The sequence below is a fragment of the Streptomyces sp. NPDC096310 genome (assembly GCF_044763125.1).
Lineage (GTDB): Bacteria > Actinomycetota > Actinomycetes > Streptomycetales > Streptomycetaceae > Streptomyces.
On sequence record NZ_JBIWFO010000001.1, the window covers coordinates 933269 to 960056 of the forward strand.

27 protein-coding genes are annotated in these 26788 nt (G+C 73.1%); 18 read left to right on the forward strand and 9 right to left on the reverse strand.

What is annotated here, in order from left to right:
- Positions 1-96: 96 nt before the first annotated feature.
- Genes ACIQ7D_RS03760 through ACIQ7D_RS03770 form a run of 3 tightly spaced genes read left to right on the forward strand, consistent with a single transcriptional unit; the run spans position 97 to position 2254 of the window.
- Positions 97-1089: an aldo/keto reductase gene (locus ACIQ7D_RS03760; RefSeq protein ID WP_403933228.1), complete on the forward strand. Its 993-nt coding sequence runs from the start codon at positions 97-99 to the stop codon at positions 1087-1089.
- Complete coding sequence (locus tag ACIQ7D_RS03765; RefSeq protein ID WP_403933230.1) at positions 1086-1397, forward strand: L-rhamnose mutarotase; 312 nt, start codon at positions 1086-1088, stop codon at positions 1395-1397. The genes ACIQ7D_RS03760 and ACIQ7D_RS03765 overlap by 4 nt, the downstream gene beginning before the upstream one ends.
- A gap of 5 nt (positions 1398-1402) precedes the next feature.
- Positions 1403-2254: an amidohydrolase family protein gene (locus ACIQ7D_RS03770; RefSeq protein WP_403933812.1), complete on the forward strand. Its 852-nt coding sequence runs from the start codon at positions 1403-1405 to the stop codon at positions 2252-2254.
- On the opposite strand, the gene ACIQ7D_RS03775 is transcribed toward ACIQ7D_RS03770, so the two are convergent.
- Positions 2242-2964, reverse strand: a complete 723-nt coding sequence (locus ACIQ7D_RS03775) for an alpha/beta fold hydrolase (protein WP_403933232.1) — start codon at positions 2962-2964, stop codon at positions 2242-2244. The genes ACIQ7D_RS03770 and ACIQ7D_RS03775 overlap by 13 nt on opposite strands.
- Before the next feature lie 173 nt (positions 2965-3137).
- On the opposite strand from ACIQ7D_RS03775, the gene ACIQ7D_RS03780 reads away from it, so the two are divergent.
- On the forward strand, positions 3138-4022 hold the full coding sequence (locus ACIQ7D_RS03780; protein WP_403933234.1) for an Fpg/Nei family DNA glycosylase: 885 nt from the start codon (positions 3138-3140) through the stop codon (positions 4020-4022).
- Positions 4023-4095: 73 nt separating this feature from the next.
- Here the strand turns inward: ACIQ7D_RS03780 and ACIQ7D_RS03785 are convergent, their stop codons facing one another.
- The gene (locus tag ACIQ7D_RS03785; protein WP_403933236.1) at positions 4096-4761 is read right to left on the reverse strand and encodes a zf-HC2 domain-containing protein; all 666 of its coding nucleotides are present in this window, start codon (positions 4759-4761) and stop codon (positions 4096-4098) included.
- A gap of 84 nt (positions 4762-4845) precedes the next feature.
- On the opposite strand from ACIQ7D_RS03785, the gene ACIQ7D_RS03790 reads away from it, so the two are divergent.
- The 4 genes from ACIQ7D_RS03790 to ACIQ7D_RS03805 all read left to right on the forward strand — a co-directional run bounded on the left by ACIQ7D_RS03790 (position 4846) and on the right by ACIQ7D_RS03805 (position 8866).
- Entirely contained in the window at positions 4846-5595 is a 750-nt protein-coding gene (locus ACIQ7D_RS03790) for a LytR/AlgR family response regulator transcription factor (protein WP_385004849.1), read from the forward strand.
- A gap of 118 nt (positions 5596-5713) precedes the next feature.
- Positions 5714-6079 (forward strand): hypothetical protein, encoded by a 366-nt coding sequence (locus ACIQ7D_RS03795; protein WP_403933239.1) that lies wholly within the window; start codon positions 5714-5716, stop codon positions 6077-6079.
- The gene (locus ACIQ7D_RS03800; RefSeq protein WP_403933241.1) at positions 6076-7575 is read left to right on the forward strand and encodes a cation acetate symporter; all 1500 of its coding nucleotides are present in this window, start codon (positions 6076-6078) and stop codon (positions 7573-7575) included. Before ACIQ7D_RS03795 ends, ACIQ7D_RS03800 begins: the two co-directional genes overlap by 4 nt.
- 94 nt (positions 7576-7669) lie before the next feature.
- The gene (locus ACIQ7D_RS03805) at positions 7670-8866 is read left to right on the forward strand and encodes a sensor histidine kinase (RefSeq protein WP_403933243.1); all 1197 of its coding nucleotides are present in this window, start codon (positions 7670-7672) and stop codon (positions 8864-8866) included.
- A gap of 77 nt (positions 8867-8943) precedes the next feature.
- Here the strand turns inward: ACIQ7D_RS03805 and ACIQ7D_RS03810 are convergent, their stop codons facing one another.
- Positions 8944-9504: a hypothetical protein gene (locus ACIQ7D_RS03810; RefSeq protein WP_403933245.1), complete on the reverse strand. Its 561-nt coding sequence runs from the start codon at positions 9502-9504 to the stop codon at positions 8944-8946.
- A gap of 202 nt (positions 9505-9706) precedes the next feature.
- Between ACIQ7D_RS03810 and ACIQ7D_RS03815 the strand changes: the two genes are divergently transcribed.
- Positions 9707-9871 carry a zf-HC2 domain-containing protein gene (locus ACIQ7D_RS03815; RefSeq protein WP_403933247.1) on the forward strand — a complete coding sequence of 55 codons (165 nt, stop codon included), beginning with the start codon at positions 9707-9709 and terminating at the stop codon, positions 9869-9871.
- Here ACIQ7D_RS03815 and ACIQ7D_RS03820 read toward each other — a convergent pair.
- A complete protein-coding gene (locus ACIQ7D_RS03820; protein WP_403933248.1) occupies positions 9808-10386 on the reverse strand; it encodes a sigma-70 family RNA polymerase sigma factor in 579 nt (192 codons plus the stop codon). The genes ACIQ7D_RS03815 and ACIQ7D_RS03820 overlap by 64 nt on opposite strands.
- 283 nt (positions 10387-10669) lie before the next feature.
- Between ACIQ7D_RS03820 and ACIQ7D_RS03825 the strand changes: the two genes are divergently transcribed.
- Entirely contained in the window at positions 10670-11839 is a 1170-nt protein-coding gene (locus tag ACIQ7D_RS03825) for a CapA family protein (protein WP_403933250.1), read from the forward strand.
- 44 nt (positions 11840-11883) lie between these two features.
- On the opposite strand, the gene ACIQ7D_RS03830 is transcribed toward ACIQ7D_RS03825, so the two are convergent.
- Positions 11884-12342: a universal stress protein gene (locus ACIQ7D_RS03830; RefSeq protein ID WP_403933252.1), complete on the reverse strand. Its 459-nt coding sequence runs from the start codon at positions 12340-12342 to the stop codon at positions 11884-11886.
- A gap of 61 nt (positions 12343-12403) precedes the next feature.
- Between ACIQ7D_RS03830 and lysX the strand changes: the two genes are divergently transcribed.
- Together lysX and ACIQ7D_RS03840 are read left to right on the forward strand one after the other, a co-directional pair.
- Entirely contained in the window at positions 12404-15823 is a 3420-nt protein-coding gene (lysX, locus tag ACIQ7D_RS03835) for a bifunctional lysylphosphatidylglycerol synthetase/lysine--tRNA ligase LysX (protein ID WP_403933254.1), read from the forward strand.
- Positions 15824-15917: 94 nt separating this feature from the next.
- Positions 15918-16802 carry a polysaccharide deacetylase family protein gene (locus ACIQ7D_RS03840; protein WP_403933256.1) on the forward strand — a complete coding sequence of 295 codons (885 nt, stop codon included), beginning with the start codon at positions 15918-15920 and terminating at the stop codon, positions 16800-16802.
- A gap of 77 nt (positions 16803-16879) precedes the next feature.
- On the opposite strand, the gene ACIQ7D_RS03845 is transcribed toward ACIQ7D_RS03840, so the two are convergent.
- Positions 16880-17542 (reverse strand): class F sortase, encoded by a 663-nt coding sequence (locus tag ACIQ7D_RS03845; RefSeq protein ID WP_403933258.1) that lies wholly within the window; start codon positions 17540-17542, stop codon positions 16880-16882.
- A gap of 333 nt (positions 17543-17875) precedes the next feature.
- Between ACIQ7D_RS03845 and ACIQ7D_RS03850 the strand changes: the two genes are divergently transcribed.
- Positions 17876-18361 carry a hypothetical protein gene (locus ACIQ7D_RS03850; RefSeq protein WP_403933259.1) on the forward strand — a complete coding sequence of 162 codons (486 nt, stop codon included), beginning with the start codon at positions 17876-17878 and terminating at the stop codon, positions 18359-18361.
- A gap of 146 nt (positions 18362-18507) precedes the next feature.
- On the opposite strand, the gene ACIQ7D_RS03855 is transcribed toward ACIQ7D_RS03850, so the two are convergent.
- Together ACIQ7D_RS03855 and ACIQ7D_RS03860 are read right to left on the reverse strand one after the other, a co-directional pair.
- Positions 18508-19035 carry a hypothetical protein gene (locus ACIQ7D_RS03855; protein WP_403933261.1) on the reverse strand — a complete coding sequence of 176 codons (528 nt, stop codon included), beginning with the start codon at positions 19033-19035 and terminating at the stop codon, positions 18508-18510.
- 175 nt (positions 19036-19210) lie between these two features.
- Positions 19211-19978, reverse strand: coding sequence for a hypothetical protein (locus tag ACIQ7D_RS03860; RefSeq protein ID WP_403933263.1), 768 nt, complete (start codon positions 19976-19978; stop codon positions 19211-19213).
- Between the two features lie 351 nt (positions 19979-20329).
- On the opposite strand from ACIQ7D_RS03860, the gene ACIQ7D_RS03865 reads away from it, so the two are divergent.
- From ACIQ7D_RS03865 to ACIQ7D_RS03880, 4 genes are all read left to right on the forward strand, one after another.
- On the forward strand, positions 20330-20527 hold the full coding sequence (locus ACIQ7D_RS03865) for a hypothetical protein (RefSeq protein WP_403933265.1): 198 nt from the start codon (positions 20330-20332) through the stop codon (positions 20525-20527).
- Between the two features lie 299 nt (positions 20528-20826).
- Complete coding sequence (locus ACIQ7D_RS03870) at positions 20827-21813, forward strand: SCO0930 family lipoprotein (protein WP_403933267.1); 987 nt, start codon at positions 20827-20829, stop codon at positions 21811-21813.
- A 206-nt stretch (positions 21814-22019) separates the two neighbouring features.
- Positions 22020-22832, forward strand: a complete 813-nt coding sequence (locus tag ACIQ7D_RS03875; RefSeq protein ID WP_403933268.1) for an SAM-dependent methyltransferase — start codon at positions 22020-22022, stop codon at positions 22830-22832.
- Positions 22829-24997, forward strand: a complete 2169-nt coding sequence (locus ACIQ7D_RS03880; protein ID WP_403933269.1) for a putative bifunctional diguanylate cyclase/phosphodiesterase — start codon at positions 22829-22831, stop codon at positions 24995-24997. Before ACIQ7D_RS03875 ends, ACIQ7D_RS03880 begins: the two co-directional genes overlap by 4 nt.
- Here the strand turns inward: ACIQ7D_RS03880 and ACIQ7D_RS03885 are convergent.
- Complete coding sequence (locus tag ACIQ7D_RS03885) at positions 24967-25968, reverse strand: LysR family transcriptional regulator (RefSeq protein ID WP_403933271.1); 1002 nt, start codon at positions 25966-25968, stop codon at positions 24967-24969. The genes ACIQ7D_RS03880 and ACIQ7D_RS03885 overlap by 31 nt on opposite strands.
- Positions 25969-26061: 93 nt before the next feature.
- Here ACIQ7D_RS03885 and ACIQ7D_RS03890 point away from each other — a divergent pair, with 93 nt between their 5' ends.
- Positions 26062-26787, forward strand: a complete 726-nt coding sequence (locus tag ACIQ7D_RS03890; protein ID WP_403933274.1) for a succinate dehydrogenase — start codon at positions 26062-26064, stop codon at positions 26785-26787.
- Position 26788 lies beyond the last annotated feature (1 nt).

Consider the following 26788-nt stretch of genomic DNA (forward strand, 5'->3'; position numbering starts at 1 on the left):
GGCTGCTTCAAGGGTGTTGACGTCCTCAGTCATCCGATGAATATTCGTCGTGATCGACGACGGACGGACGTCGGCACACAGGAGGCGGCAGCGGTTATGCGGCACACCACGCTCGGGACCGGCTCCACGGTCCCGGTGACCGGCCTGTCCTTCGGGGCGGCCGGGATCGGCAATCTCTACACCCCGGTAGGCCCCGGACAGGCGCGCGAGGCCGTCGACGCCGCCTGGGACGCGGGCATCCGGTACTTCGACACCGCGCCCCACTACGGCCTCGGCCTCTCCGAACGGCGGCTCGGCGCGGCGCTGCGCGAGCGGCCGCGGAACGCGTACACGCTCTCCACCAAGGCCGGCCGGCTCCTCGAACCCGTCCCGGGCGCCGGCACCGCCGAGCCCGACGACCTCGCCCACGGCTTCGCCGTACCGGCCACGCACCGCAGGGTGTGGGACTTCGGCGCCGACGGGGTACGCCGCTCCGTCGAGGAGAGCCTGACCCGGCTGGGCCTCGACCGGATCGACATCGTCTATCTCCACGACCCCGACGACCACGCCGAGGAAGCCTTCACACAGGCGTACCCGGCGCTGGAGCGGCTGCGCGCCGAGGGCACCGTCGGCGCCATCGGTGCCGGGATGAACCAGACCGCCATGCTCACCCGCTTCCTGCGCGAGACCGACACCGATGTCGTCCTGTGCGCCGGCCGCTTCACCCTGCTCGACCAGTCGGCGCTCACCGAACTGCTGCCCGAGGCCGCGGCGCGCGGCAGGAGCGTCGTGGTCGGCGGGGTCTTCAACTCCGGGCTGCTCGCCGACCCGCGCCCCGGCGCGACGTACGACTACGCCACCGCCCCGCCCGCCCTGCTCGACCGGGCCCTGCGCATGGACGCCGTCACCCGGCGGTACGGGGTCCCGCTGCGCGCCGCCGCACTCCACTACCCCCTGCGCCATCCGGCCGTCGCGAGCGTCCTGGTGGGCGCCAGATCCGCCGCCGAGGTACGGGACGCCGCCGCGCTCGCCGATCTGCCCCTCCCCGACGACCTCTGGGCCGAACTGCGCGCCGAGGGGCTGCTCACCGAGAACGGAGCCACCGCATGAGAGTCGCCCTGCACACCAAGGTCCGCGCCGACCGGATCGAGGCGTACGAGGAGGCCCACCGCGAGGTGCCCGCCGAACTCGCCGCCGCGATCCGCGCCGCCGGCGCCACCTCCTGGACGATCTGGCGCAGCGGCACCGACCTCTTCCACCTGCTGGAGTGCGCCGACTACGCGGCCCTGCTCGCCGCCCTGGACCGGCTCCCGGTCAACACCGCCTGGCAGACGCGGATGGCCGAACTCCTCGACGTCGTCCACGACTACTCCGAGGGCGGCGCGGACGCCGGGCTGCCCGTGGTGTGGGAGCTGTGACCCCGATGCCTCCCGCCGCCGTCGTCGACGCCCACCACCATGTGTGGGACCTGTCCGTACGCCCCCAGGAGTGGATGACCGGCAGCCGGATGGACCCCATCCGCCGCGACTTCACCCTGGACGAACTGGCCGCCGAGGCGCGGGCCGCCGGAGTGGGCGCCACCGTCCTCGTCCAGACCGTCGCGGTCGCCGCGGAGACCCCCGAGTTCCTGGCCCTCGCCGACGGCAGCGATCTTGTCGCGGGCGTCGTCGGCTGGACCGACCTCACCGCGCCCGGCGCCGCCGACACCCTCGCCGCGCTGCGCGCCCGCCCCGGCGGCCACAAGCTTGTCTCCGTACGCCATCCGGTGGAGGGCGAGGCCGACCCGCGGTGGCTGCTCCGCCCCGATGTGCTGCGCGGGCTGACCGCCGTCGCGGACGCGGGGCTCGCGTACGACCTGCTGGTGCGCCCGCATCAGCTGCCCGCCGCGATCGGGGCCGCCCGGTCCCTGCCGGGGCTCACCTTCGTCCTAGACCATCTCGCCAAACCGCCCGTCGCCGAAGGACGCACCAGCCCCTGGGCGCAGCGCCTGCGGGAGCTGGCCGCCCTGCCCAACACCGTCGGCAAGCTCTCCGGGCTGGTCACCGAGGCGGACTGGGACTCCTGGACGGCCGGGGACCTGCGCCCGTACGCGGACATCGCGCTCGACGCCTTCGGGCCCGAGCGGCTGATGTTCGGCTCAGACTGGCCGGTGTGCCGGCTGGCCGCGTCGTACGGCGCTGTCCTCGACGCGGCGCGCACGGTCACCGACGGGCTCTCCGCGGCCGAGCGCGACGCCGTCTTCTCGGGCACCGCGCGCCGCGTCTACACCCTCTGAACCGGGTCGCTCTCCTCCCCGGCGGCGGCCCGCGCGAAGGCGTCCCGCACCTCGTCGGGGAACCGGTCCAGGCCGAGCAGCCCGGTGACCGAACCGGTCGCCAGCGCCTGCCAGGTGCCCGCCCGGCGCAGCATCGGGTGATCGCCCCCGGCGAGGAGCACGGCACACGCCTCCGCGCCCGCCTCCCGGGCGCGGGCGGCCAGCGCCACGCTCTCCCGGGGATCCGTCGTCCGGTCGCGGTCGCCGTGCAGCAGGATGATCCGGCGGCCCCCGAGATGGTCGGCCGGCTCGCCCGGCGGGCACCACGGGGCGAGCCCCACCACGCCGACGACCTGCTCGGACGCGGCGGCGGCCAGCGCGGCCCGCCCGCCCATCGAGTGCCCCACCAGCACCACGGGCACCGGTCCGACAAGCTGCTCCAGCTCGTCCAGCGCCCGCCGGGCGTCCCGGGCCGCGTCGGCGCGGGCCCCGTTCCACCCCCGGTGGCGGTAGCGGACCCGGCCCACCACCACGTCGTACCCCTCGGTGGCGCGGAGCACCGCGCGGGTGAAGGGCCGCATCCGGATCCCCGCCGGGTTGAGCCGGGTGGGCGGACGCTCGGACTCCGAGCGACCGCCGTGCAGCAGCAGGACGACGGCGCGGGGGCGCGCGGCCGTCCTGTCGAGGACGAGCGCGGGCCGGACGGCGGCTCGCCGGTCGCTTTCTGGCACGTGGGCCTTCCTTCCTGCGGGTGCGGGGAGCCCCGGTGACGGGCGCCCCTCCCCGGACGATTCGGAGCCGCGGCGGCCTGGACGGCTCCCCGGCCCCCGGTGTGCCGCGTGTCACCCCTCCCCGGAGGAAACCCCGCCGGGCGTTCCCCGGGGCCCTGCGGCACGCTGGAACCATGCCGGAAGTACCCGAGGTCGAAGCGCTGCGCACGTTTCTCGACGGCCACCTGGTCGGCAAGGAAATCGTCCGTGTCCTGCCGCTGACGGTCAATGTCCTCAAGACCTACGATCCGCCGGTCTCGGCGCTCGAAGGCACCACGGTCACCGCCGTCGCCCGCCACGGCAAGTATCTCGACATCGTCACCGCACGCGCGGGCGGCACCGGGGACGAGACGCTGCATCTCGCCGTCCACCTGGCCCGCGCGGGCTGGCTGCGCTGGAAGGACTCGTTCTCCGGCGCGCCGCCACGCCCCGGCAAGGGGCCGCTCGCCTGGCGGACCGTACTGGCCGGGGGCGACGGCTTCGACCTGACCGAGGCCGGCACCACCAAGCGCCTCGCCGTCCACCTCGTCCGCGACCCGGCGGACGTCCCCGGGATCGCCAGGCTCGGCCCCGACCCGCTCGCCGCCTCCTTCGACCGGGCCGCGTTCGCCCGGCTGCTCGACGGTGAACGGCGCCAGATCAAGGGCGCCCTGCGCGACCAGCGGCTTCTCGCGGGCATCGGCAACGCCTACAGCGACGAGATCCTGCACGCCGCGCGGATGTCGCCGTTCAAGCCGGTGAAGAACCTCTCCGAGGACGAGATCACCGAGCTGTACGAGGCGCTGCGCACCACCCTGGGCGACGCCGTCGAGCGCTCGCGCGGGGTGGCCGCGGGAGCGCTCAAGGCGGAGAAGAAGACCGGGCTGCGGGTGCACGGCCGTACCGGCGAGGCGTGCCCCGTCTGCGGGGACACCATCAGGGAGGTCTCCTTCAGCGACTCCTCGCTCCAGTACTGCCCCACCTGCCAGACGGGCGGCAAACCGCTCGCCGACCGCAGGATGTCCCGGCTGCTCAAATGAACCACGGCAGGCCAGTACACCCGAGACCGCTCCACAGCAGGTCCGGGCGCCTGACGCGGTTCGGCACGGCCGGTCAGCCGCCGCCGATCCGTACGACCGCGCGGCCGTCCGCGCGCCGTACCTCGAAGTGGTCGATCTGACCGGGGCGCATCGACGCGCCGCCGCGGGTGATCAGCCGCTCGCCGTCCTCCGTACGGGACGCCCACGTCGTCACCGTCTCCCAGGAGCCGTCCACGCCCACGGCGATCAGTGCGCAGACCCCGGTGACGGCGGGCCGCACCAGCTCCAGATCGACGTTCGTGCCCCAGTCCGTCTCCGTCGTCGTCACCATCGCCGCCGTCCCCGTCGTGTGGTCCGACGCCGTCCACTGCGTGCTCGCCGCGGGGCCCGCGGCCGTCGTCCGCGTCACCCCGAGGACGGTGAGCGGACCGCCCATCACCAGCGCCGCCGCCACCGCCACCAGCGCGAGCCGGCGCCTGCGGCCGCGCCGCCGGCCCTCCGCCGTCCGCCCGAGCAGCCGCGCCAGCATCTCCGGGCCCGCGACGACGACCGGCGCCATCCCGGCCGGGGTCTGCCGCGCGTAGAGGTCGAGCTGTGTCCTCACCCCGCCGAAGTCACCCAGCGACAGGGTGCACTGCGGGCATTCCATGAGGTGATCCTCGAAGCGGAAGGCTTCCGCGGCGTTGAGCACGCCCAGTGCGTAGGCGCCGACATCGCGATGGAGGTCCAAGGTCCGCATGGTCTCTGGTACGCAGGCCGACGCCGAATCATTCAAAGAAGCGCGGTCGACCGTTTACACTTCGGCGCCCTACACTCCGGCGTCATGCTGCGCGTACTGGCTGTGGACGACGAAGAACCGGCCCTGGAGGAGCTGCTCTACCTGCTCAGGGCCGATCCGCGGGTGCTGCGGGCCGAGGGCGCCACCAGCGCGACCGAGGCGCTGCGCGGGATCGGCGCGGCGCTCGACGCCGGGCCCGACGACTCCGCGGCCGTCGATGTCGTCTTCCTCGACATCCACATGGCCGGACTGAGCGGACTCGACGTCGCCCGGCTTCTCGCGGGGTTCGCCGAGCCCCCGCTGATCGTCTTCGTCACGGCCCACGAGGGCTTCGCCGTCCAGGCGTTCGACCTGAAGGCCGTCGACTACGTCCTCAAGCCCGTCCGCAGGGAGCGGCTGGCGGAGGCCGTACGCCGGGTCGCCGAGCTGGTGGGGGAGCGCACCCCGCTCGCCGCCCCCGCCGCCGACCAGATAGCCGTCGAGCTGGGCGGCGTGATCCGCTTCGTCGCCGTCGACGACATCGCCTACGCCGAGGCGCAGGGCGACTACGCCCGGCTGCACACCGGCACCGGCAGCCACCTCGTGCGGATCCCCCTGACCACCCTGGAGGAGCGCTGGCGGGCGCGCGGGTTCGTACGGATCCACCGCCGCCATCTCGTCGCGCTGGCCAGGATCGACGAGATGCGGCTGGACGCGGGCGCGATGAGCGTACGCGTCGGCGACGCCGAGCTGGCCGTCAGCCGCCGCCACGCCCGCGCGCTCAGAGATCTGCTGATGCGGCAGACCGGTCGCTGACCAGGGCCTTCCCCTCGGATCGCCGGGCTGCGTACACTCCGGGCGCGAGCCACCGCAGGACCGGGGGCCCGGCACGCAGGGCACGCGGTACGACGGGTACGGCGGGGGAGGGGACACCATGGCGGGAGAGCCCGCGGCGCCGCGCCGAGAGATCGTCACCGGGGAGCCCCGGCGCGTGAGGCCCCTGCCGCGCTACCGCGCCCAGGCGGAGATAGCCGAGCAGACCGCGCTCGGCGACGCCTACGTCCGATCCCTGATGCGCAGTCAACTCCGCGCCGGACTCACCGCGTTCGCGGTCCTCGCCCTCGTCGCGGGCACCCTGCCCCTCGCCTTCGCCACCCTGCGCGACGCCACCGCCGTCTGGGCCGTGCTGGGCTTCGCCGCCTATCCGCTGCTCACCCTGCTCGCCTGGTGGTACGTACGGCGCGCCGAACGCAACGAACGCGACTTCGCCCGGCTGGTGAAGGGCCGGCCCGCTCCGTGAGCCAGAGCCACCCGGCGGTGGCGATCGCCGTCGTCGTCCTCGCCACCGTCCTCGTCGGCGGGTTCGGGCTGCGGATCTCCCGTACCACCTCCGACTTCTACGTCGCCTCCCGCACCGTCGGGCCGGCCCTCAACGCCGCCGCGATCAGCGGCGAATACCTCTCCGCCGCCTCCTTCCTCGGGGTCGCGGGACTGGTGCTGCTGCACGGCCCCGACATGCTCTGGTACCCGGTCGGCTACACCGCCGGCTATCTCGTGCTGCTCTTCTTCGTCGCCGCCCCGCTGCGCCGCTCGGGCGCGTACACCCTGCCCGACTTCGCGGAGGGGCGGCTGGAGTCACGGGCGGTACGACGGCTGGTGAGCGTCTTCGTGGTCGGCGCGGGCTGGCTCTATCTCGTTCCCCAACTCCAGGGCGCCGGGCTGACGTTGAAGATCCTCACCGGGGCGCCCGACTGGTTCGGCGGGGTACTCGTCTCCCTCGTCGTGGTGGTGGCCGTCGCGGCGGGCGGTATGCGCAGCATCACCTTCGTACAGGCGTTCCAGTACTGGCTCAAGCTCACCGCGCTGCTGGTGCCCGCGATCTTCCTGCTGCTGGCCTGGCAGGGCGACGGCCGGCCGCCGGTGGACCTCGACCTGACCGGCGCGGTCGCCGGGCGCGCGGACCATCCCCTGTACGCGACCTACGGGCTGATCGTGGCGACCTTCCTCGGCACGATGGGGCTGCCCCATGTCGTCGTCCGCTTCTACACCAGCCCCAACGGGCGGGCCGCCCGGCGCACCACCGTGTTCGTCCTGGGGCTGATCGGCGCGTTCTACCTGCTGCCGCCCGTCTACGGAGCGCTGGGCCGGCTGTACGTGCCCGAACTCCCGCACGGTGCGTACGCCGACGCCGCCGTCCTGCTGCTGCCGCAGCGCGCGATCGGCGGGCCCGGCGGGGACCTGCTGGGCGCGCTCGTGGCGGGCGGGGCGTTCGCCGCGTTCCTGTCGACCGCCTCGGGGCTGACCACGGCCGTCGCGGGGGTGCTCACCCAGGACGTCCTCCCCTCGCGCGGCGTACGGGACTTCCGGCTGGCGACCCCGCTCGCCATGGCCGTTCCGCTCGGCGGTTCCCTGCTGGTCAGCGGAATCCCCGTGGCGGACTCCGTCGGGATGGCCTTCGCGGTCTCCGCGTCGTCGTTCTGCCCGCTGCTCGTGCTCGGGATCTGGTGGCGGCGGCTCACCCCGCCCGGGGCGATCGCGGGGCTGCTGCTCGGCGGCGGTCTCTCGTTCGCGGCCACCGTGATCACGGTGAGCGGTACGGTACGGTCCGGCTGGCCGCACGCGCTGCTGGCCTGGCCCGCCGTGTGGTCCGTACCGGTCGGTTTCCTCGCGATGATCCTGGTCTCGCTGGCCACCCGGAGCCGGATACCACCCGGCACCAACGCCGCCATGACCCGCTTCCACCTCCCGGAGACCCTGATGCCGGGCGGCCGGGACGGTACGGGAGGAACGCGATGACCACGTCGAACACTATGAACGAGATGAGCACGTTGAACGCGGTGGGCCGGGCCGCCGGGAGCCCGGCGGCGCGCGGAGCGACGGGAGGCGCGCCATGAGCGGAGCCGCCCTCGCCGTCCTGATCGTGCTCGGACCGCTGCTCCTCGCGGGCGGCTTCGTCCTCGGCCGCCGTACCGCGCGCCCCGAGCGGACCAGCGACGTCGGCACCCCCGTCGAGCACGCCACCTTCGAGACCCTGCACACGGCGTCGCTCGCCGCGCCTCCGCTGCGGGCCGGGCTCACCGAGGAGAGCGCCCGCAAGGCCGCCCACCGGCTGCGCTCCCTGCTCGGCACCGACGCGCTCTGCCTCACCGACCGGGAGCGGGTGCTCACCTGGGACGGGCTCGGCGGGCACCACGCCGAGCGGGCGATGGAACGCGCCGGGGACCTGCTCGCCAGCGGGCGCGGCACGGCCTTCAGCGACGGCTGCGACGATCTCGACTGCCCGCTGCGCTGGGGTGTGGCCGCGCCGCTGACCGTCGACAACCGGGTGCTCGGCACCCTGATCGCCTACGCCCCGCGCGAGTCGGCGGTGCTGGCCCGCGCGGCCGGCGAGGTGGCCCGCTGGGTCTCCGTCCAGCTCGAACTCGCCGAGCTGGACCGCTCCCGTACCCGGCTGATCGAGGCGGAGATCAAGGCACTGCGGGCGCAGATCTCCCCGCACTTCATCTTCAACTCGCTCGCCGCCATCGCCTCGTTCGTCCGTACCGACCCGGAGCGGGCCCGTGAACTCCTGCTGGAGTTCGCGGACTTCACCCGCTACTCGTTCCGCAGGCGCGGTGAGTTCACCACCCTCGCCGACGAACTCCACTCCATCGACCAGTATCTGGCCCTGGTCCGGGCCCGGTTCGGCGAACGGCTCTCGGTCACCCTGCAAATAGCCCCCGAAGTGCTGCCCGTGGCACTGCCGTTCCTCTGTCTCCAGCCCCTCGTCGAGAACGCCGTCAAGCACGGACTCGAAGGCGCGGCGGCCGCCGCCAGGAGCCGGATCACCATCAGCGCGCTCGACGCGGGCGCCGAGGCCGAGGTGGTGATCGAGGACGACGGCGTCGGCATGGAGCCGGACCGGCTGCGCCGGATCCTGCGCGGCGAGGGAGACGCGTCCACCGGCATCGGGCTGCTCAACGTGGACGAGCGGCTGCGCCAGGTCTACGGCGACGCGTACGGCCTGGTCATCGAGACCGGGGTCGGCGCGGGCACGAAGATCACGGTACGCGTGCCCAAGTACCGCGCGGGGGTGCACGGCACCTGAGCGCCCGCCGGTCCGTCCCGCGGGCGCGGGTCGCTTAGGGGACCGGCGCGGCGGACGGGCCGCGGGGGTCGGAAGAGTCAGAAGAGATGGATCGCGAGATGGCCCAGCGGCAGCCCGAGCTGCCAGGCCGGGGTCCACACCCGCGGCCCCGCCTCCTCTCCCGGGAACCCGCCCGTGAACTCCACGGCCGGTTCCGCGGCGGCGCCTCCCGAACGGAGCGCGGTCCCGCGCGGGGGCGCCACCGCGTCGAGGTCCGGCGCCAGCAGCTCCGTCTCCTCCAGCCAGCGCCAGGCGTCCCCGGCCAGCGCCAGATCGGGGTCGCGGACCTCCGCGTCCGACTCGAAGTCGGCAGCTTCCAGCCGGTCCAGGCGTCCGCACACCCAGTCCCGCCAGGATGTCCCGTACGCCGTCAGTGAGCGCCACTCCTCCATTCTGGCCACGGCCCGCGGGCCGCCCACCGAGCCGTCCGAGAGGAAAATCGTCAGGGCGAGCGCGTCCCGGCCCGCCCGGTACTCCAGCGTCGTGGGCGGCATCAGATCCCCGGTGCGCAGCAGCTCGTCGGCGATGTACTCGGCGTACATCCAAGCCATGGGCACCAGAAGGCCGCCGCCGGCCCCTTCGGTACATTCCGGACGCATTGCTTTTCCGCCTTCCTTTCCTCCCCCGAAGCATGCTTGGACCGACCACCAATTGCCGGTCGGTCCTAAGGGAGCATTGAACCGGCGGAGACCGCCCCGCGTGGCCAGAAGAGCAGGATCCGGCGGCGGACGGGAGCGGATTGTGACGGGTGAGGCCGAGAGTGACGCGCCCGGCGATGGAGCGGACGATTCCGGTCCGCATGTGCGGTCGCTCCTCGGTGCCTATGTGCTGGAGGCGCTGGAGCCGGCGGAGGACCGGCGCGTCGCGGACCACCTCGCGGGGTGCGACGCGTGCGGCGCCGCCTATCTGGAGGTGGCCGACGCGCCGTCGCTGCTCGCGCTGCTGGAGGAGGACGACCTGTGGTAGCCGGGCAGCTCGCGGGAGAGCGCCCGCAGGGCGTAGTACGAGCGGGACTTGACCGTGCCGGGCGGGATGCCCAGTGCCCGGGCGGCCTCGTTCACGCTCAGCCCGCGGAAGTAGATCTGGGCCAGTACCGCGCGGTGCTCGCGGCTCAGTGTCCGGACCGCCTGGCGTACGTCGAGCGCGGCGACCGTGCGCTCCGTACGGTCCTCGGGGTCGGCGGTGGCGGCGAGGACCCCGTCGCTGACCTCCGGGGGGCGCGCGAGGCGTGATCTGCGCGCGTCGATCGCCAGCCTGCGGGCGACGGTGAAGAGCCAGGGCCGCATCGACTCGAAGGGGCCCTCGAACGCCTCGGGGTGGAGCCAGGCCCGTACCAGGGTCTCCTGGAGCAGATCCTCGGCGCGCTGGCGGTCGCCGTAGGTCAGCCCCAGCAGAAAGTTCAGCAGGGCTGGCCCGTGGTCGCGCTGAAGCTCCGTCAGGGCCCGCTCGTCGGTCGTCTCCGTGGCGGTGGCGGTGGTCATCGTGCACGCCCTTTCCCGTCGGGGTCGCTGTCCTGCGGTGTTCGCTGCCGCCTGCCGTATACGAACCCATGGCGGCGCCGAGGGACAGGGAGCACACCGAGCTCTGCGACGAGCGGTCGCTCACTGCGGCGAGTGGTGCGGTGAACGGTCGGGCGGTGGCGTTCGGCCCCTTTCGGGTGTGCTGTCGGCTTGGTTCCTTGACATGTGTTTATGTGACTATATGGATTCATTGGGTTGGTATTCCGCCATCTCGCGCCCCTTCATGGAAACCGGAGCCCGCCCGATGACCCAGCGCTTGCGACAGGGAGCCGTGGCCGCCGCCCTGCTCCTCGGCACCACGGCGGCCTGCGCCGGCCCCGCACAGCCACCCGCCCCCCACGGAGCGCCGGCCCACGGCCCCGCCCCGCAACGCGGCTTCACCCTCGTCGCCTCCGGCGACATCCTGCCCCACGACTCCGTCATCACCTGGGGCAACGAGGCGGCCGACGGCGACGGATACGACTTCCGGCCCATGCTCGCCGGGGTGAAACCGGTCGTGTCCGGGGCCGACCTGGCGATCTGCCACATGGAGACCGTGTACGGCGAGGAGGAAGGGCCGTTCTCCGGCTACCCGGCGTTCGTCTCACCGCCCCAGCTCGCCGCCGGCCTGCGCGCGACCGGCTACGACTCCTGCTCCACCGCCTCGAACCACACCCTGGACGACGGCGCCGACGGTGTACGGCGCACTCTCGACGCCTTCGACAAGGCCGGGCTGAAACACACGGGCTCGGCACGCTCCGCCGCAGAGGCCGGCCGGCCCGCCCTGGTGACCGCGGGCGGCGCCCGGGTCGCCCAGCTCGCGTACACCTACGGCACCAACGACCAGCCCCTCCCCGACGGGCAGCCCTGGGCCGTCAACCTCGTCGACGAGCGCCGGATCGTCGCCGACGCCCGCGCCGCCCGCAAGGCGGGCGCCGATGTCGTCGTGGTCAGCCTGCACTGGGGCACCGAGTGGCAGACCGAACCGGACGACGACCAGCTCGACCTCGGGCGGAGGCTCACCGCCTCCCGCACCGGCGGCCGGCCCGACATCGACCTGATCCTCGGCACCCACGCCCATGTCCCGCAGGCGTACGAGAAAGTCAACGGGACCTGGATCATCTACGGGATGGGCGACCAGATCGCCGGCACGATGGCCAACGACGACGGCGACCAGGACGGACGCGGCAACCAGGGCTCGATCGGCCGCTTCACCTTCGCGCCGCCCGCCGCGCCGGGGCAGCGCTGGCGCGTGGCGAAGGCCGAGTTCGTCCCGCAGCTCATGGACCTCACGTCCGGCCGCGTCGTCAGTCTGCCGCGCGCCCTGCGCGACGGGCCCGACCGCGACGACTACCAGGAGGCCGGCTCGTCCATCACCTCGGCGGTGCTCGGCCGCGGCGCCGCCGCCGACGGACTGACCGAGGGTGACGGCTGACGGACGGCGGCGGGCCGCTGGGGCGGGCCGAGTCGGCGAGGCCGCTACGGAACGACGGTCACCGGCCAGCGGCCCGCCTTGACCAGCCGTACCGCCACCGAGCCGACGAACCGGTGCCCCGCCGACTCCGACGCGCCGACCACCACCGCGTCCGCCTTCAGTTCCTCGGCCGCGGTGACCAGGCCGTTGTACGGATCCCCGTGGAAGGTGTGGAACTCCCAGCGGACGTCCCAGGTGTCCTTGACCCGCTCCAGCGACCCGCGGATCTCGGCCACCAGCCCCTCGGCGATCTCCCCGGTGGCCTCGGCGACCGGGGCCCCCAGGGCGGCGCCCGCCGTCATCACCGGTTGTACGTAGACGATGGCCAGCAGCGCGTTCTGCCGCCGGGCGAGACCGCTCGCGTACGCGGCGGCACGGAACGAGGACTGGGAACCGTCCATGCCGACGACGATCACCTTCGGGCCGTCGGTCCCGCGTTCGAATTGGGTTGGCTGCTGAGTCACGGCACGCAGGTTATCCGCTCCCGACGGGCGGCCTCACGCCGGTCTGCCTAGAGTGCTGATCATGAGTGCCGGCGGACGGGGACAGGACCGGGGACGGGGGCAGGGCGAGGACCGGGGCCAGGACAGCGGGCCGGAGCACGGACAGCCCTCGGTGTCGGAGCGCGGACAGCTCTGCGCGCCGGAGCGCGGACCGGTCGCGGGGAGCGCCCCAGAACGTCTCCTCGGGCGGGTGCCGGACGCCCTCGCGATGTTCTTCGTCGCTCTCGGCGTGTACTGCGCCGCCACCGCCCTTCTCGCCCCGCTGCGCCGGCTGCTCGCCCCCCTCACCCGCTTCCTCGACACCGTGGTCGTCCCTCTCAGCGCCAACCTCGCCTACGCCGTCTTCCTGCTGCTCCTGGCCGCCGCCGTCGGCGCGAGGAAGAAGGCCGCCTGGTGGCTGGTGATGGTCTGTCTGGGGCTGCTCGTCCTCAGCGATCTGCTGCTCCTGCTGACCCTCGCCGCGTGGGAGTGGCTGCCCAACCTTCTGCTGTGCGCCGTCGCCGTCGCCGTACTGCTCCTGGCGCGCCGCCACTTCTACGCCGAGACACGCCGCGGCGCCGTCCGCAGGGCGCTGCTCGTCCTGGTCCTCGGGCTGGCCGCCGGGGTGCTCGCCGGCTGGGGGCTGGTCTCCGCCTTCCCCGGCACCCTCGCGGGCGGCCAGCGGCTGCTGTGGGCCGCCAACCGGGTGCTCGGCGGACTCGTCTCCTCCGGCGCCTTCGACGGCAGGCCGCCCCACCCCCTCTTCTTCCTCCTCGGCCTGTTCGGCGCCGTGGCCCTGCTGGCCGCGGCCGGCACCCTCTTCCGCTCGCAGCGCATCGAATCCGCCCTGCACGGCGACGAGGAACCCCGTATCCGCGCCCTGCTGGCGGCGTACGGCGCCCAGGACTCACTGGGCTACTTCGCCACCCGCCGCGACAAGGCCGTCGTCTTCTCGCCGGGCGGCAGGGCCGCCGTCACCTACCGCGTCGAGACCGGCGTCGCGCTCGCCAGCGGCGACCCGGTGGGCGACCGCGCCGCCTGGGCCCCCGCCATCGACGCGTGGCTCGGCCTCGCCAGGCGCTACGCCTGGGCCCCGGCCGTGATGGGCGCCTCCGAGGACGGCGCGACCGCCTACGCGCGCGCCGGGCTCGGCGCCATCCGGCTCGGCGACGAGGCGATTCTCCTGCCGGACCGGTTCGACCTGGCGGGGCCCGGGATGCGGAGTGTCCGGCAGGCCGTCGGGCGCGTTCGCAGGACCGGTGCCACCGTCAGGATCCGCCGGCACTCCGCGCTCACCGGGCCGGAGAGGGCCCAGTTCGTCGACCGCGCCGACGCCTGGCGCGACACCGACACCGAACGCGGCTTCTCCATGGCGCTCGACCGGCTCGGCGACCCGGCCGACGGCGACTGCCTGCTCGTCGAGGCACGGGACGCCCGGGGAACCCTGATCGCCCTGCTCTCCTTCGTCCCCTGGGGCGTCGACGGCGTCTCCCTGGACCTGATGCGGCGCGACCCCGACGCCCCCAACGGCGTCATGGAGTTCATGGTCGCCGAACTGTGCGACCGGGCGCGCTCGCTCGGACTGCGCCGGATCTCCCTCAACTTCGCCGTCTTCCGCGCCGCCTTCGAGGAAGGCGCCCGGATCGGCGCGGGCCCCGTACTGCGGCTCTGGCGGCGACTGCTGCTCTTCCTCTCCCGCTGGTGGCAGCTCGAAGCCCTGTACCGCTCCAACGTCAAGTACCGGCCGCGGTGGTTCCCCCGCTTCCTCTGCTACGGCGACGCGGGCTCGCTGGCCAGGATCGCCCTCGCCTCCGGCATCGCCGAGGGCTTCGTCACCCTCCCCGGCCTCGGCACCACCGGGGGCCGGTGGCGCCGCCGTCCCCGCGGCGTAGCGGGACCGGCCACCACCGCGGGGCTGCCCGCCATCGAGGCGCTGCGGCTGCCGGGCCCCGGCACCGTGACCCCCGCGCGGGAGCGCCGGACGCCCGAGCAGATACGGGTCCGCCACCGCAAGCTGGAGCGGCTGCGCGCCGCGGGCACCGACCCGTACCCCGTCGGCGTGGCACCGCCCACCGCCACCCTGGCGGAGATCCGTGCCGCGCACCCCGCGCCGCCCGCCGGCTCCCGTACCGGCGAACGGGCCACCGTGGCCGGCCGGGTGATGGCGCTGCGCGACTTCGGCGGCGTCGTCTTCGCCGTCCTGCGCGACTGGTCGGGCGACCTCCAGCTCGCCCTGACCCGGGACACGGCGGGCGCGGGGTCGCTGCGCCGCTTCACCGCCGACATCGATCTGGGGGACCAGCTCACCGCCACCGGCGAGATCGGCGCCAGCGACCTGGGCGAGCTGTCCGTCTTCGTCACCGACTGGCGGCTCACCGGCGCCTGTCTGCGCCCGCTGCCCGACAAACGCCACGGCCTCACCGACCCCGAGGCCCGGGTGCGGCACCGCTCGCTCGACCTGATGGTCAGACCTGGGGCCCGTACGGTCGTGCGCGTCCGCTCCGCCGTCGTCCAGGCGGTGCGCCAAGGGCTGCTGGACCGCGGCTATCTGGAGGTCGAGACCCCGATGCTCCAGCGGGTGCACGGCGGTGCCAACGCCCGGCCGTTCACCACCCATGTCCACGCCTACGACCTCGACCTCACCCTGCGTATCGCGCCCGAGCTGTATCTCAAACGGCTCTGCGTCGGCGGCCTGGAGAAGGTCTTCGAACTGGGCCGCGCCTTCCGCAACGAGGGGGTCTCGTACCGGCACAACCCCGAGTTCACCATGGTGGAGGCGTACCAGGCGTACGCCGACTACGACGTGATGCTCGATCTGGCCCGCGAGCTGATCCAGGGCGCGGCGACCGCCGCCCACGGCGCGCCGGTCGCCCGCAGGACCGGCCCCGACGGCCGCCCCACCGAGCTCGACCTGTCGGGTCTCTGGCCGGTCAGAACGGTGTACGGGGCCCTCTCCGAGACGCTCGGGGAGGAGATCGGCGCCGGTACCGGCGAGGCGGCGCTGCGCCGGCTCTGTGACCGGTCGGGCGTGCCGCACACCCCGGACGACACGCGCGGCGAGGTCGTGCTGGAGATGTACGAGCGGCTGGTGGAGGCGCGGACCCGGGAACCCGTCTTCTACAAGGACTTCCCGAGCGATGTCTCCCCGCTCGCCCGCCCCCACCGGGCCGATCCGCGGCTCGCCGAGCGGTGGGATCTCGTCGCGTACGGCACCGAACTGGGCACCGCCTACTCCGAGCTGACCGACCCGGGGGAGCAGCGGCGCCGGCTCGCCGCGCAGTCCCTGCGCGCCGCGGGCGGCGATCCGGAGGCGATGGAGCTGGACGAGGACTTCCTGGTGGCGCTGGAGTACGCGATGCCGCCCACCGGCGGTCTGGGGCTCGGTGTCGACCGGCTCGTCATGTTCCTCACCGGGCTGTCCATCCGTGAGACACTGCCGTTCCCGCTGGTGCGCGGGGGATGAGGCGGGCTCCGCCCCCTCATCCCATCGGGTGCTTTCCCCGGGATAACCAGTGTTGGTGAACGGCGCGGAGCATCCGCCGTACGAACCATTGGTCATGAAAAAGGATCAGTTGATTCTGGGGCGCCGTGGGATGCTGCGGATCGCCGCCTGTCTCGGTGTCGCGGTCACCGCCCGGCTGCTGAGCACCGGAGAGGCCGGTACACCAGGACGCCCCGCCGGGCCGCCGCCCGCGGCCGGGCCCCAGGCGCCGGTACCGGTGCCTGACGTGCCCGCGCCGGGCGCCGGGGGGCCACCGGCCGGGGTCGGGCTGCGGCCTTCCGCGTACCGGCTCCAGCCCCTGACCGAAGGGGCGCGGACCGGCCTCGGCAGACCGCTGCCCCCGGTACGCCACCAGCCCTTCCTGGAACTGCCCGAACTGGGCCACACCATGGTGCTCACCTTCGACGACGGACCCGACCCCGCGTACACGCCCGGCATCCTGCGCACCTTGCGCGCCCACGATGTCCGCGCGATGTTCTTCGTCTGCGGCGAGATGGTCGACGTCCACCGCGATCTGCTGCGGGAGATCGCCGACGACGGCCATGTCATCGGCAACCACTCCTGGTCGCATCCGCAGATGACCAAGCTCACCCGCTCCGGCATCCGCGGCGAGATGGAGCGGACCAGCGAGGTGATCGAGGAGACCGTCGGAGCCGCGCCGCTCTGGTACCGCGCGCCGTACGGCGCCTGGAACCGGCACTCCTTCGAACTCGGCGCGGAGATGGGCATGGAACCGCTCGCCTGGACCGTCGACACCCTCGACTGGACCACGCCCGGCACCGGCACGATCGTCCGCAGGGTGCTGGACGGCGCGGGTCCCGGCGTGGTCATCCTCTCGCACGACGCGGGCGGCGACCGCTCGCAGAGCGTGGCGGCGCTGCGCCGGTATCTGCCCCGGCTGCTGGATGGGGGCTACCGCATCGCGGTGCCGCACCGCTAACCGCCGATGCGGCGGGGGCGGGGGCGGGGGCGGGGTGTGGGTACGGGGCCGTCCCGTGGGGGGACGGCCCCGTACCGTCAGCGGGTGGAGACCATCCGGGCGAAGACGACGACGTTGCCGTCGTACCCCCGAGCCTTGGAGAAACCGCCGCCGCAGGTGATCACCCGCAGCTCGGCGTGGCCGGTGTCGCCGTAGACCCGGGAGCCGGGGAAGTCGTTCTTAGCGAAGACCTCGACCCCGTAGACCTCGAACACGGCGGTGCTGCCGTCGTACCGGTCGACCTCGACGTGCCGGCCCTTCGCCACCGCGCCCAGACCGTAGAAGACGGTGGGACCCGCTTGGTTGTCGACATGGCCGACGACCACGGCCGTCCCGCGCTGCCCGGGTGACACCCCGTTCTGGTACCAGCCGGCCAGATTGGGATCCTGCGGGGGAGGCGCGGCGATCCAGCCGTCCGGGTCGAGCCCCACGTCCATCACCGGTGCGTCCACCTTGATCGCCGGAATGCGGATCCGGGACATCGGGGCGTACGGCAGCGGCTTGATGTCCGGCAGTGCGGTGGTGGCCAGCGTCGCCGGGTCGGGCCTGCTGGCCGGCGCCGCCGCGGACGCCGGTTGCGGAGGTCCCAGCGGCGCGTCCACCCCGTTGCGCATCAGGGCGATTCCCGTGAGCATGACGAGAGCCAGTACGCCCCAGGGCGAGCGCTTCCTCGACTCCGGGGCGCGGTGGTCCTGGCCCATATTTCTCCCTTCGTGGGCAGTCTGCAGGCACGGTAAGGGCGCGGGGGCCGACCGGCGATCACTGGCGGGCGAACGGGTGGTACGGGCTCCCGCGATGACCCGACCGGGTCACCGGGACCTCCTGATCGAGTAATCGGCCCGACAAAATTCCTGACGGTCCGTGACCTGCGGCTCCGTCCGGTGAAGGGCCCTTCTGACGGCGTGTCGGCGTACCTGCGCGTACCCGGTCGAAATGCGCGCTTCCGGTTGCCCGGTGAGGGTTCGTCATGGAAGGCGTTCTCGTCGAATTTCCCGGAGCGCCGCTTTGGGGCGTCTTCCGCTGGAGGTTCAACGATGCGTGCTTCACGCGCTCTCGCGGTGACCGCGACCGCCTGCGCGGCCGTGGCGCTCTCCGCTCCGCTGGCCGGCGCCACCAATGGCCCCCGCGATGTCTCCGTCAACCCGTTCGAGGTCCACCGGGGCGGCACACTCCACATCCGGGTGGAGGGCTGCGGCCACGGAGGCACGGTCACCTCCAACGCCTTCTCCCGGGTCGAACTGTCCGTCAACTCCTCGGGGCACTCTTCGGCCCGCGCCCGGATCCACGACTTCACCACACCCGGCCACTACAACCTGGCGGTCCGGTGCAGCGACGACCCCCGTACCGTCACGCACCAGTTCCGGGTGCTGGAGGGGCGGGGCGCGCTCGGTGGTCTCGGTGGCTCCGTCGGTCCCAGTTCCACGGAGATGACGGTCGGCGGCGGTCTCGTCGCCGCGGCGGCCGTCGGCGGGTCGGTCTTCCTCAGCCGTCGCCGGCGCCTGAACGCCGTGGGCGTCTGACCGGACGGGGCCCGGTGGGCCGCCCCGGCCCGGACGCGCCGGGGAGAGCGGGCGCGGGAGCGGGAAAGAGCGCGGACGCCGGACGCCCGTCGCCCCGAGCCGGAAGGTGGCTCGGGGCGACGGGCGTCCGGCGTCCGTGGGACGGTTCAGCGGACGCGGTCCTCCGTCCGCCGGCGCGCGGTCCAGAGGGCTCCGGCCGCGGCGGCCACCACGAGCGCCGTACCCGCGGCGAGTTCGCCGGGGCCGACGCCGCCGACGCTGCCGCCCAGACCGCCCCGCACCCCGGAGGGTGTGACGGAGGTGGCGGACGCGGTCGGCGCGCGGGTCGGGGCGGCCGCGGCCGCGACGGTGAGGTTGGTACGACCGGTCGTCCCGTTGCAGCTGAACGAGACCTGGTACACCGCACCCCGCTTCGCGTCCCAGTCCACGGTGGCCGCGGCCGTACGGCCCGAGGGGATCGTCACGGTGTCGAAGACCGCGGAGGAGGCGGTCGCGGAGGTCGCGCAGTTGGTGACGCCGAGAGTCACCCTCCCGCCCGGGGCGACCGTGGAGGGGGTGACGGTGAATCCGAACGGCGTGGAGCCGCCGTGCACCGCCGCCCCCGCGGGGGGCGCCGTCAGGGCGAGTGCGGCCACTCCCAGCGTAGCGGTGGTCGCGGCACGTATCGCGCGCATGATGAGCCTCCGGGTCCCCGAGGAGCAGCGGTGGAACCTTTTTCCACAGAAGCCGGTGCCTGCGCCTCGATGGCGGAAACGCTAGGAGCGCGTTACCACAGCCGCGATCGCTGACGGGCGAATGGGGCACGGCTGTCCCCCGTGCGGCGGACAGCCGTGCCCCGTTCGCCGCCGGTCAGCCGCCGATCTGCGGGAACAGGTCGAGGAAGGGCGCCGTGGTCGCGCCGATGCCGCGCCCGTACGGGGCGTCGAAGTCCCAGATGAGGAAGAGGAGGAAGGCGATCAGCACGCTGAACAGTCCCGCCAGCAGCAGTTCGCGGAACGAGCGCCGGATCTGGAGGACGAAGATCATCCCCACGGTGACCACCGCGCCGATGATGAGGCCGAACCAGACCACCCCCGGCATCGTGTCTCCCGCGTTCTGCCCGCGGGCGCCCCGGGCGTTGTCGGCGGAGGCCACCTGGTCGACCAGCGGCTGGTAGGCCTGGCCCTCCAGATCGGTGCGCGGCGCGTACTGGGAGACATCGGTGCGCAGTTGGTCGAAGAGCTGGGTGCCCTTCGCGCTGAGCGCCTCGTGCCGGGACATGTGCGGCCACTCGGTGTGCACGACGTACGAGACATACGCGTCCACGTCGCTGCGGATCCGCTCCCGTACCTCGGTGGGATAGACCTGGACGCGCTGGCGGATCTCGTGGAGCGCCTGCGCCTCCTGGCGCACCGACTCCTGGGCGGCGCCCCTGGCCTCCCAGACCCCGGCGATCGCGAGGCCGAGGACGATCGCGTAGACCACGCCGATCATCATCGTCATGTAGTCCATGACACCGGGGACCTCGGCGGGGTCGTCGTCGTCCTCGGTGACGCCCCGGTTGTTGAAGATGACGATGGTCAGGACGACCGCGCAGGCGGCGGCCATCGCGATGCCCAGGACGAGCCAGTCCGACATGGGACCTCCGTGGATCAGCGGGAACGGGGGCGGGAGCGGGGTCGCAGCACGGCCGCGGCGAGTACGGCGGGGGCCGTGATCAGAAGCATCCGGAGGACGGGGGAGGTGGAGCCGGGCGGCTGTTGACGGGTCGCCGGGCGATAGGCGGGCAGGGCCACGGCGGGCGGTGACGGTTCGGCGGACGGGGCCGGGCTCGGGGTGGGCGACGGAGCGGGCGGGGGCGTCACGGGCGGGGGCGGCGCTGGTGCGACGGTCACCGGACGCGGCCGTGGTACGGCGCCGGGCGGCGGTGCCGGTGTCGGGCGGGGCGGTCGCGGGGTGGGCCGGACGACGGGTGGTGGCGGCTTCGGCGTGACCACCACGGGCGGTGGCGGTGGCGTCGGCTTCGTAGGGGGTGGAGGGGGAGGCGGAGGCGGAGGTGGTGGTGGCGGTGGCGGCGGCTTCGGCGGTGGTTCGGGCGGTGGGGGAGGCGTCGGGGTCGGCCGGCAGCCGCCGCTGCCCGCCACGACCACCGCCTCCACCGTGCCGCCCGCACCGGTCGAGGCGTAGGCGCAACTGTCCGCCGCGGCGGGCGCCGGGGCGGCGGCCGACAGCGAGATGAGTGCGGCGGCTGTGACCAGCCGTCCGACGAGCGATCCATGCACGGGCAGGAGCTTGGTCGCCACCGGGCCCCGGCACGCCGGAAGTCGCTCGGATTCCCCCTGATAGGGGGTATTGGCCACCGTCGAGAACACGCCGCGGAAGTTTTTTCCGGCCGCGTTGAACGGGATGCCGCCTCCGTTCCGTACTTAGGACCATGAGCAGCGCACCCCAGCGCCTCAACCGGCCCATGGATATCAGGAGTTGACATGAACACCTGGCGGAACGCCTCGCTCGCGGTCACCGCGGCGGCCGTACTGGCCCTGACGACGGCGTGCGGTCAGGACCCGGGCACCAACACCAACGGACAGTCCGTCGGCGCCGCGAACCCGGCCGGCGCCGCAGACAGCGGATACGGCGCGGACACCGGCGCCGGGGCAGGAACCGGGGCCGGTGCCGCCGGGGCCGGTACGGCGGCCGCCGCCAAGCCCGCGGGGCAACTCGCCGTGTGGGACAGCAAGAAGCTCGGCAAGGTCCTCACCGACAGTGAGGGCTTCACCCTCTACCGCTTCGACAAGGACACGCCGGCCCCGCCGAAGTCCAACTGCGAGGGCGACTGCGCCACGACGTGGCCCGTCGTGACCGCCGGCGACGCCAAGGCCGCCGCCGGCACCGAGGCCTCCCTGCTCGGCGAGATCACCCGGGCCGACGGCACCAAGCAGCTCACGGTCGACGGCTGGCCCATGTACCGGTACGCCAAGGACACCAGCCCGGGCGACGCCAAGGGCCAGGGCGTGGGCGGCACCTGGTTCGCGTCCGCCCCCGACGGCAAGAAGGCCTCCCCGGCGGCCGCCGGCGGCGGTTCGGGCGCGGGCGAGGAGTCCTCGGGCGACCTGGCGGGCCTCTCGGTCCGCAAGGACCCGAAGCTCGGCGATGTCGTGGTGGACGCGCGGGGCATGACGGTCTACCGCTTCACGAAGGACTCGGCCTGGCCGATGAAGACCGCCTGCACCGGCGCCTGCCTCGACAAGTGGCCGGTTGTCGCCCCCGTCTCCAAGAACGATGTCGACGGCGTCACCACCAAGGGCTTCGTCACCTTCGACCGGCCCGACGGAATCAAGCAGCAGACCCTCAACTGCTCGCCCATCTACACCTTCGCCGGGGACAAGAAGCCCGGCGACACCAAAGGTCAGGGCGTCGGCGGCACCTGGTTCGCCGTCTCTCCCGACAACGAGCTGGTCGGAGCGTCCGAGTAGTCCCCACGCCGCGTCTCCGGCCCAACGGTCCGCCGTCACACTCCTCGGTGTGGCGGCGGACCACATGCACTTGCCGACTGTATGTGACCAAGAACGGATCGCTAATTTCCGTTTGGGCTCGCTCTCTTGGCGGTCGATCAGTAGCCTCGGCTCGAACAACCGGCCGTTATCAGGCCGCACTCCGTGGCGACTTGTTGGAGACATCGATGGAGCGTCCCGCCTGGGCCCCGCAGGGCATCGACATTTCGGTGCCGAGCGTTTCCCGCATTTATGACTACTATCTGGGCGGTTCGCACAATTTCGAGGTGGACAGGGAAGCCGCGCGCCGGGCCATGGGGTTCATGCCGGGACTTCCCAAGATCATGAAAGCGAACCGCGCGTTCATGCGGCGCACCGTGGAATTCGCCTCCGCGGAAGGCATCGGCCAGTTCCTCGACATCGGCTCCGGCATTCCCGCCTTCGGCAATGTCCACGAAGTCGCCGCCGCGCTCGACCCGGACGCCAAGGTCGTCTACGTCGACCACGACCCGGTCGCCGTCGCCCACAGCCGGGCCTTCCTCGAAGGCAGCCCCAACACCGCCGTGGTGAACGCCGATCTCCGCGAGCCGCGCAAGATCCTGCACAGCCAGGAGACGGCCGGACTGCTCGACCTGGAGCGGCCCGTCGCGGTGCTGCTCAACTTCGTCCTGCACTTCCTCCGGGACAAGGACCAGCCCTACCGGGCCGTGGCCGAACTGCGCGACGCGCTCGCCCCCGGCAGTCTCCTCACCGTCACCCATGCCTCGTACGACGGCGTCCCGGTCTCCACGGAGGACACGGACGCCGCCGTCGCCGTCTACACGGAGACCCACAGCCCGCTGGTGATGCGCTCCCGTGAGCAGATAGCCCGGTTCTTCGACGGCTTCGAGATGGTCGAACCCGGCCTGGTGCCGATGCCCGACTGGCGCCCGGCCGACCCGGCCGACCAGGAGGATCCGTACGCCTACTCGGGCTTCGCCGGAGTGGGACGCAAGGCGTGAGCGTCCCGGAACAGGAGCCGGGCCCGGCGGACCCGGACGGCCTGGAGGACAGAGTCAGACGGTTCGCGACGATCTGGAGCCGGGCGATCTTCCCGGCGACCTCCACGTCGCTCACCCGCGCCGAGTTCGAGGAGTGCCTGCTGCCGCTGGCCCGCGCCCTGCGCGAGGCCCTGCACGCACGCCCCTTCGACAGCTCGCCCGCCGGAGCGGCGGGCACCGCGCTGGTCGCCGCGCACTGCACCGACCCGGAGGCCCTGAGCCGCACCCTCGGCGTCATCGACTCGTATCTGGTCCTGTACTGCGGTACGGACGAACTGCCCGGGGAGGAGTGCCGCGCCCGGTGCGCCCGCCTCCAGCACGCCCTGGCCGCCGGGTACGCCCTGGCCCTGCGCGAGCGCACCCTCGCCGAGCAGGAGGCCCTCGCCCGCTCCGCGCTGGCGGCGCGCAGCGACGCGGAGGACGCGCTCCACGCCACCCAGGCCCGCTTCCACGCGGTCTTCGAGGAGGCGGCCATCGGCATCGGCATCGCCGACCTCGACGGCAATGTCCTGGAGGTCAACGACACCCTCACCGCGATGTTCGGCGGGCTCGAACACCATGTCCGCAGCCGCAATGTCAGCGAGTGGGTCCATCCGGAGGACGGGCCCCAGGTGTGGCGGCTCTACGACGAACTGGTGCGGGGCGAGCGCGAGCACTTCCGGGTCGAAAAGGCGTTCTACCGCAACGACGGCACCGTGCTCTGGACCAATCTGACGCTCTCGCTGCTCCGGGACCCCGAGGGCGCCCCGCAGTACCAGCTCGCGCTGATGGAGGACACCACCGAGCGTCGGCTGCTCAATCTGCGACTGCGGTACGAGGCCACCCACGACGCGCTGACCGGACTGCCCAACCGGACGCTGTTCTTCGAGCGGCTGGAGAAGACGCTCGCCGCGGGCGACGACGCCCGCTTCGGCCTCTGCTACCTCGATCTCGACGGCTTCAAGGCGATCAACGACAGTCTCGGCCACTCCTCCGGCGACCGGCTGCTGGTCGAGGTCGCGGACCGGCTCCAGTCGTGCGCCACCGCGCCGGGCGAGATGGTGGCCAGGATCGGCGGCGACGAGTTCGTGGCCCTGACGACCAGGCCCGGTACGGAGAGCGAGGTGACCGATCTCGCCTCCCGGATCCTCGGTGTGCTGGCCGCCCCGATCCGGCTGGAGGGCCGGGAGTTCACCGTACGCGGCTCCATCGGCATCGTGGAGGGGCCGTCCGCCGGGCGGAGCCCCGCCGAGGTGCTGCGCAGCGCGGACATCACCATGTACCGGGCCAAGGCGGCGGGCGGCAACCGCTTCGAGCTGGCCGACCCGGAGGCCGACGCCCGCGCCATCACCCGGCACGGGCTGACCACGGCGCTCCCGGCGGCCCTGGAACGCGGTGAGTTCTTCATCGAGTACCAGCCGCTGGTCCATCTCGACGACGGCACCGTGCACGGCGCGGAGGCCCTGGTGCGCTGGTCCCACCCGCAGCACGGGGTGCTCGGCCCCGACCGGTTCATCCCGCTCGCCGAGCACACCGGGCTGATCGTGCCGCTCGGCCGCTGGGTGCTGGAACAGTCCGTACGGCAGGCCCGGTTCTGGCAGCAGGAGCTGCCGGAGGGCGCGCTCGGCAGACCGCTGCGGATCAATGTGAACCTCTCCCCGACCCAGCTCCACCACCCCGGACTCGTCGCCGACACGGTCGAGGTGCTGGAGCGGGTCGGGCTGCCGCCGGGCGCGCTCTGCCTGGAGGTCACCGAGTCGGCGTTGATCGGCGCCGACGAGGATCTGCTCAAACCGCTGCGCCAGCTCGCCGAGATGGGCGTGGACATCGCGCTCGACGACTTCGGCACCGGCTACTCGAACCTGGCCAATCTGCGCAGGCTGCCGGTGAGCGTGCTCAAGCTGGATCGTTCCTTCACCCAGAGCATGCAGCAGCACCCGGCCGACCCGGTCGATCTGAAGATCGTCGAGGGGATCGTCTCCCTGGCGCACAGCCTGGAGCTGGCCGTGACGGTGGAGGGCGTGGAGACCGGGGCGCAGGCGGAGCATCTGCGCCGGCTGGGCTGCGACACGGCGCAGGGCTGGTACTACGCCAGGCCGGGGCCGCCCGAGCAGCTTCACACGCTGTCGCTGGCGGACGCCGTCTGAGCGGAGCGGGGGCCGTCCGCGGACCGGGCGGTCACCGCGACCCCGGCCGCCGCCGCTCCGGCCCCCGCGGTCCCGGACGCCGCCGCTCCGGACGCCCCTTGTGTGGCCAGCAGCACCTTCTGGAGCTCCCGGGCGGCGCGCGGCGGGGCGACGTCGCTGCGGTGCGCGAGCGCGATCGTACGGCTCAGCCCCGGCCTGGCCAGCGGTGTGACCCGCAGATCGCGCGCCCGCGCCGCCACCATGCTCGGTACGACCGCCATGCCGAGCCCGGCCCGTACGAAACCGAGCACGGCGTCCATCTCGCCGCCCTCCACGGTGAACGACGGCTCGAACCCGGCGGCCCGGCAGGCGGCCACGGTCAGCTCGCGCAGGTCGTAGCCGTGCCGGAACATCACCAGCGGCCGGCCCTCCAGATCGGCGATCCGCACCGGGCTCCCGGGGGCCGGCCCGCCGGGTGAGGAGACCACCACCAGGTCCTCGTGGAGCAGTTCGACCGTGGTCAGCGCGGGGGAGGCGGCCGGCAGCGGCATCACCACCAGCGCCAGATCGAGCGCGCCGCGGGCCAGCTCCCGTACCAGATCGTGCGAACCGCTCTCCTCGATCAGCAGCTCGATACCGGGATGCAGATCGTGGAAGGCGCGCAGCACCTCGGGCAGCAGCCCCGTGCACAGACTCGGCGGCGCGCCCAGCCTGACCCGGCCGCGCCGGAGCTGCACCAGCTCCTGGACCTCGACCCGCGCGGTCTCCGTGTCGGCGAGGATCCGCCGGGCCAGCGGAAGCAGCGCCTCGCCCGCGTCGGTCAGGGCGACATTGCCCCGGGCGCGGCTGAGCAACTCGGCGCCCAGCTCCTTCTCCAGCGCCCTGATCTGCTGCGACAGCGAGGGCTGCGAGACATGCACCCGCTCGGCGGCGCGGGTGAAGTGGCGGGTCTCGGCGACGGCCACGAAATAGACGAGCTGCTGGAACTGCATCTCCCCAGGATACGTCCACGATAGGCACGGCCTATGGAGTTCAGCCGGACCATGTCTTGGACCTCTCGGCCGGGGCGGCCTAGCGTCATGAGCATGGCTCTGGCAACGCGGACGGACCCGGCGGACCCGACGGACAAACGGGCGTCCATGACCCGCACCCTCTGGAGATCGACGCTCGGGAAGAAGACGGTCATGGCCGTGAGCGGCCTGATCATGCTCGGCTACCTCGTCGTGCACATGCTGGGCAATCTCAAGATCTTCTTCGGGGCGTCCGAGTTCAACGGGTACGCCCACTGGCTGCGCACCCTGGGCGAGCCCCTGCTGCACTACGAATGGGCGCTGTGGCTCGTACGGATCGTCCTTGTCGCGGCCGTCGTCCTGCACGGGGTCTGCGCGTACCAGCTCAGCCGCCGCGACCTCGCGGCGCGCCCCAGCCGCTACGTCCACCGGCGGGCGCGGACGAGCTACGCGACCCGCACCATGCGCTGGGGCGGGATCATCCTCGCCCTGTTCATCGTCTGGCACATCCTCGACCTGACGACCGGCACCGCGCACCCCGGCGGCTTCCAGCCGGGCCATCCGTACCAGAACGTCGTGGACACCTTCTCCACCTGGTACGGCAACACGGTCTACCTCACCGCGATGGCCGCTCTCGGACTCCATGTCCGGCACGGCTTCTGGAGCGCCGCGCAGACCCTCGGCGTGGGCAGCGCCGCCCGCGACCGCTTCCTGAAGACCGCCGCGAACACCCTGGCACTGGTGCTGACGGCGGGATTCGTCGCCGTACCCGTCGCCGTCATGACCGGAGTGGTGAGCTGAG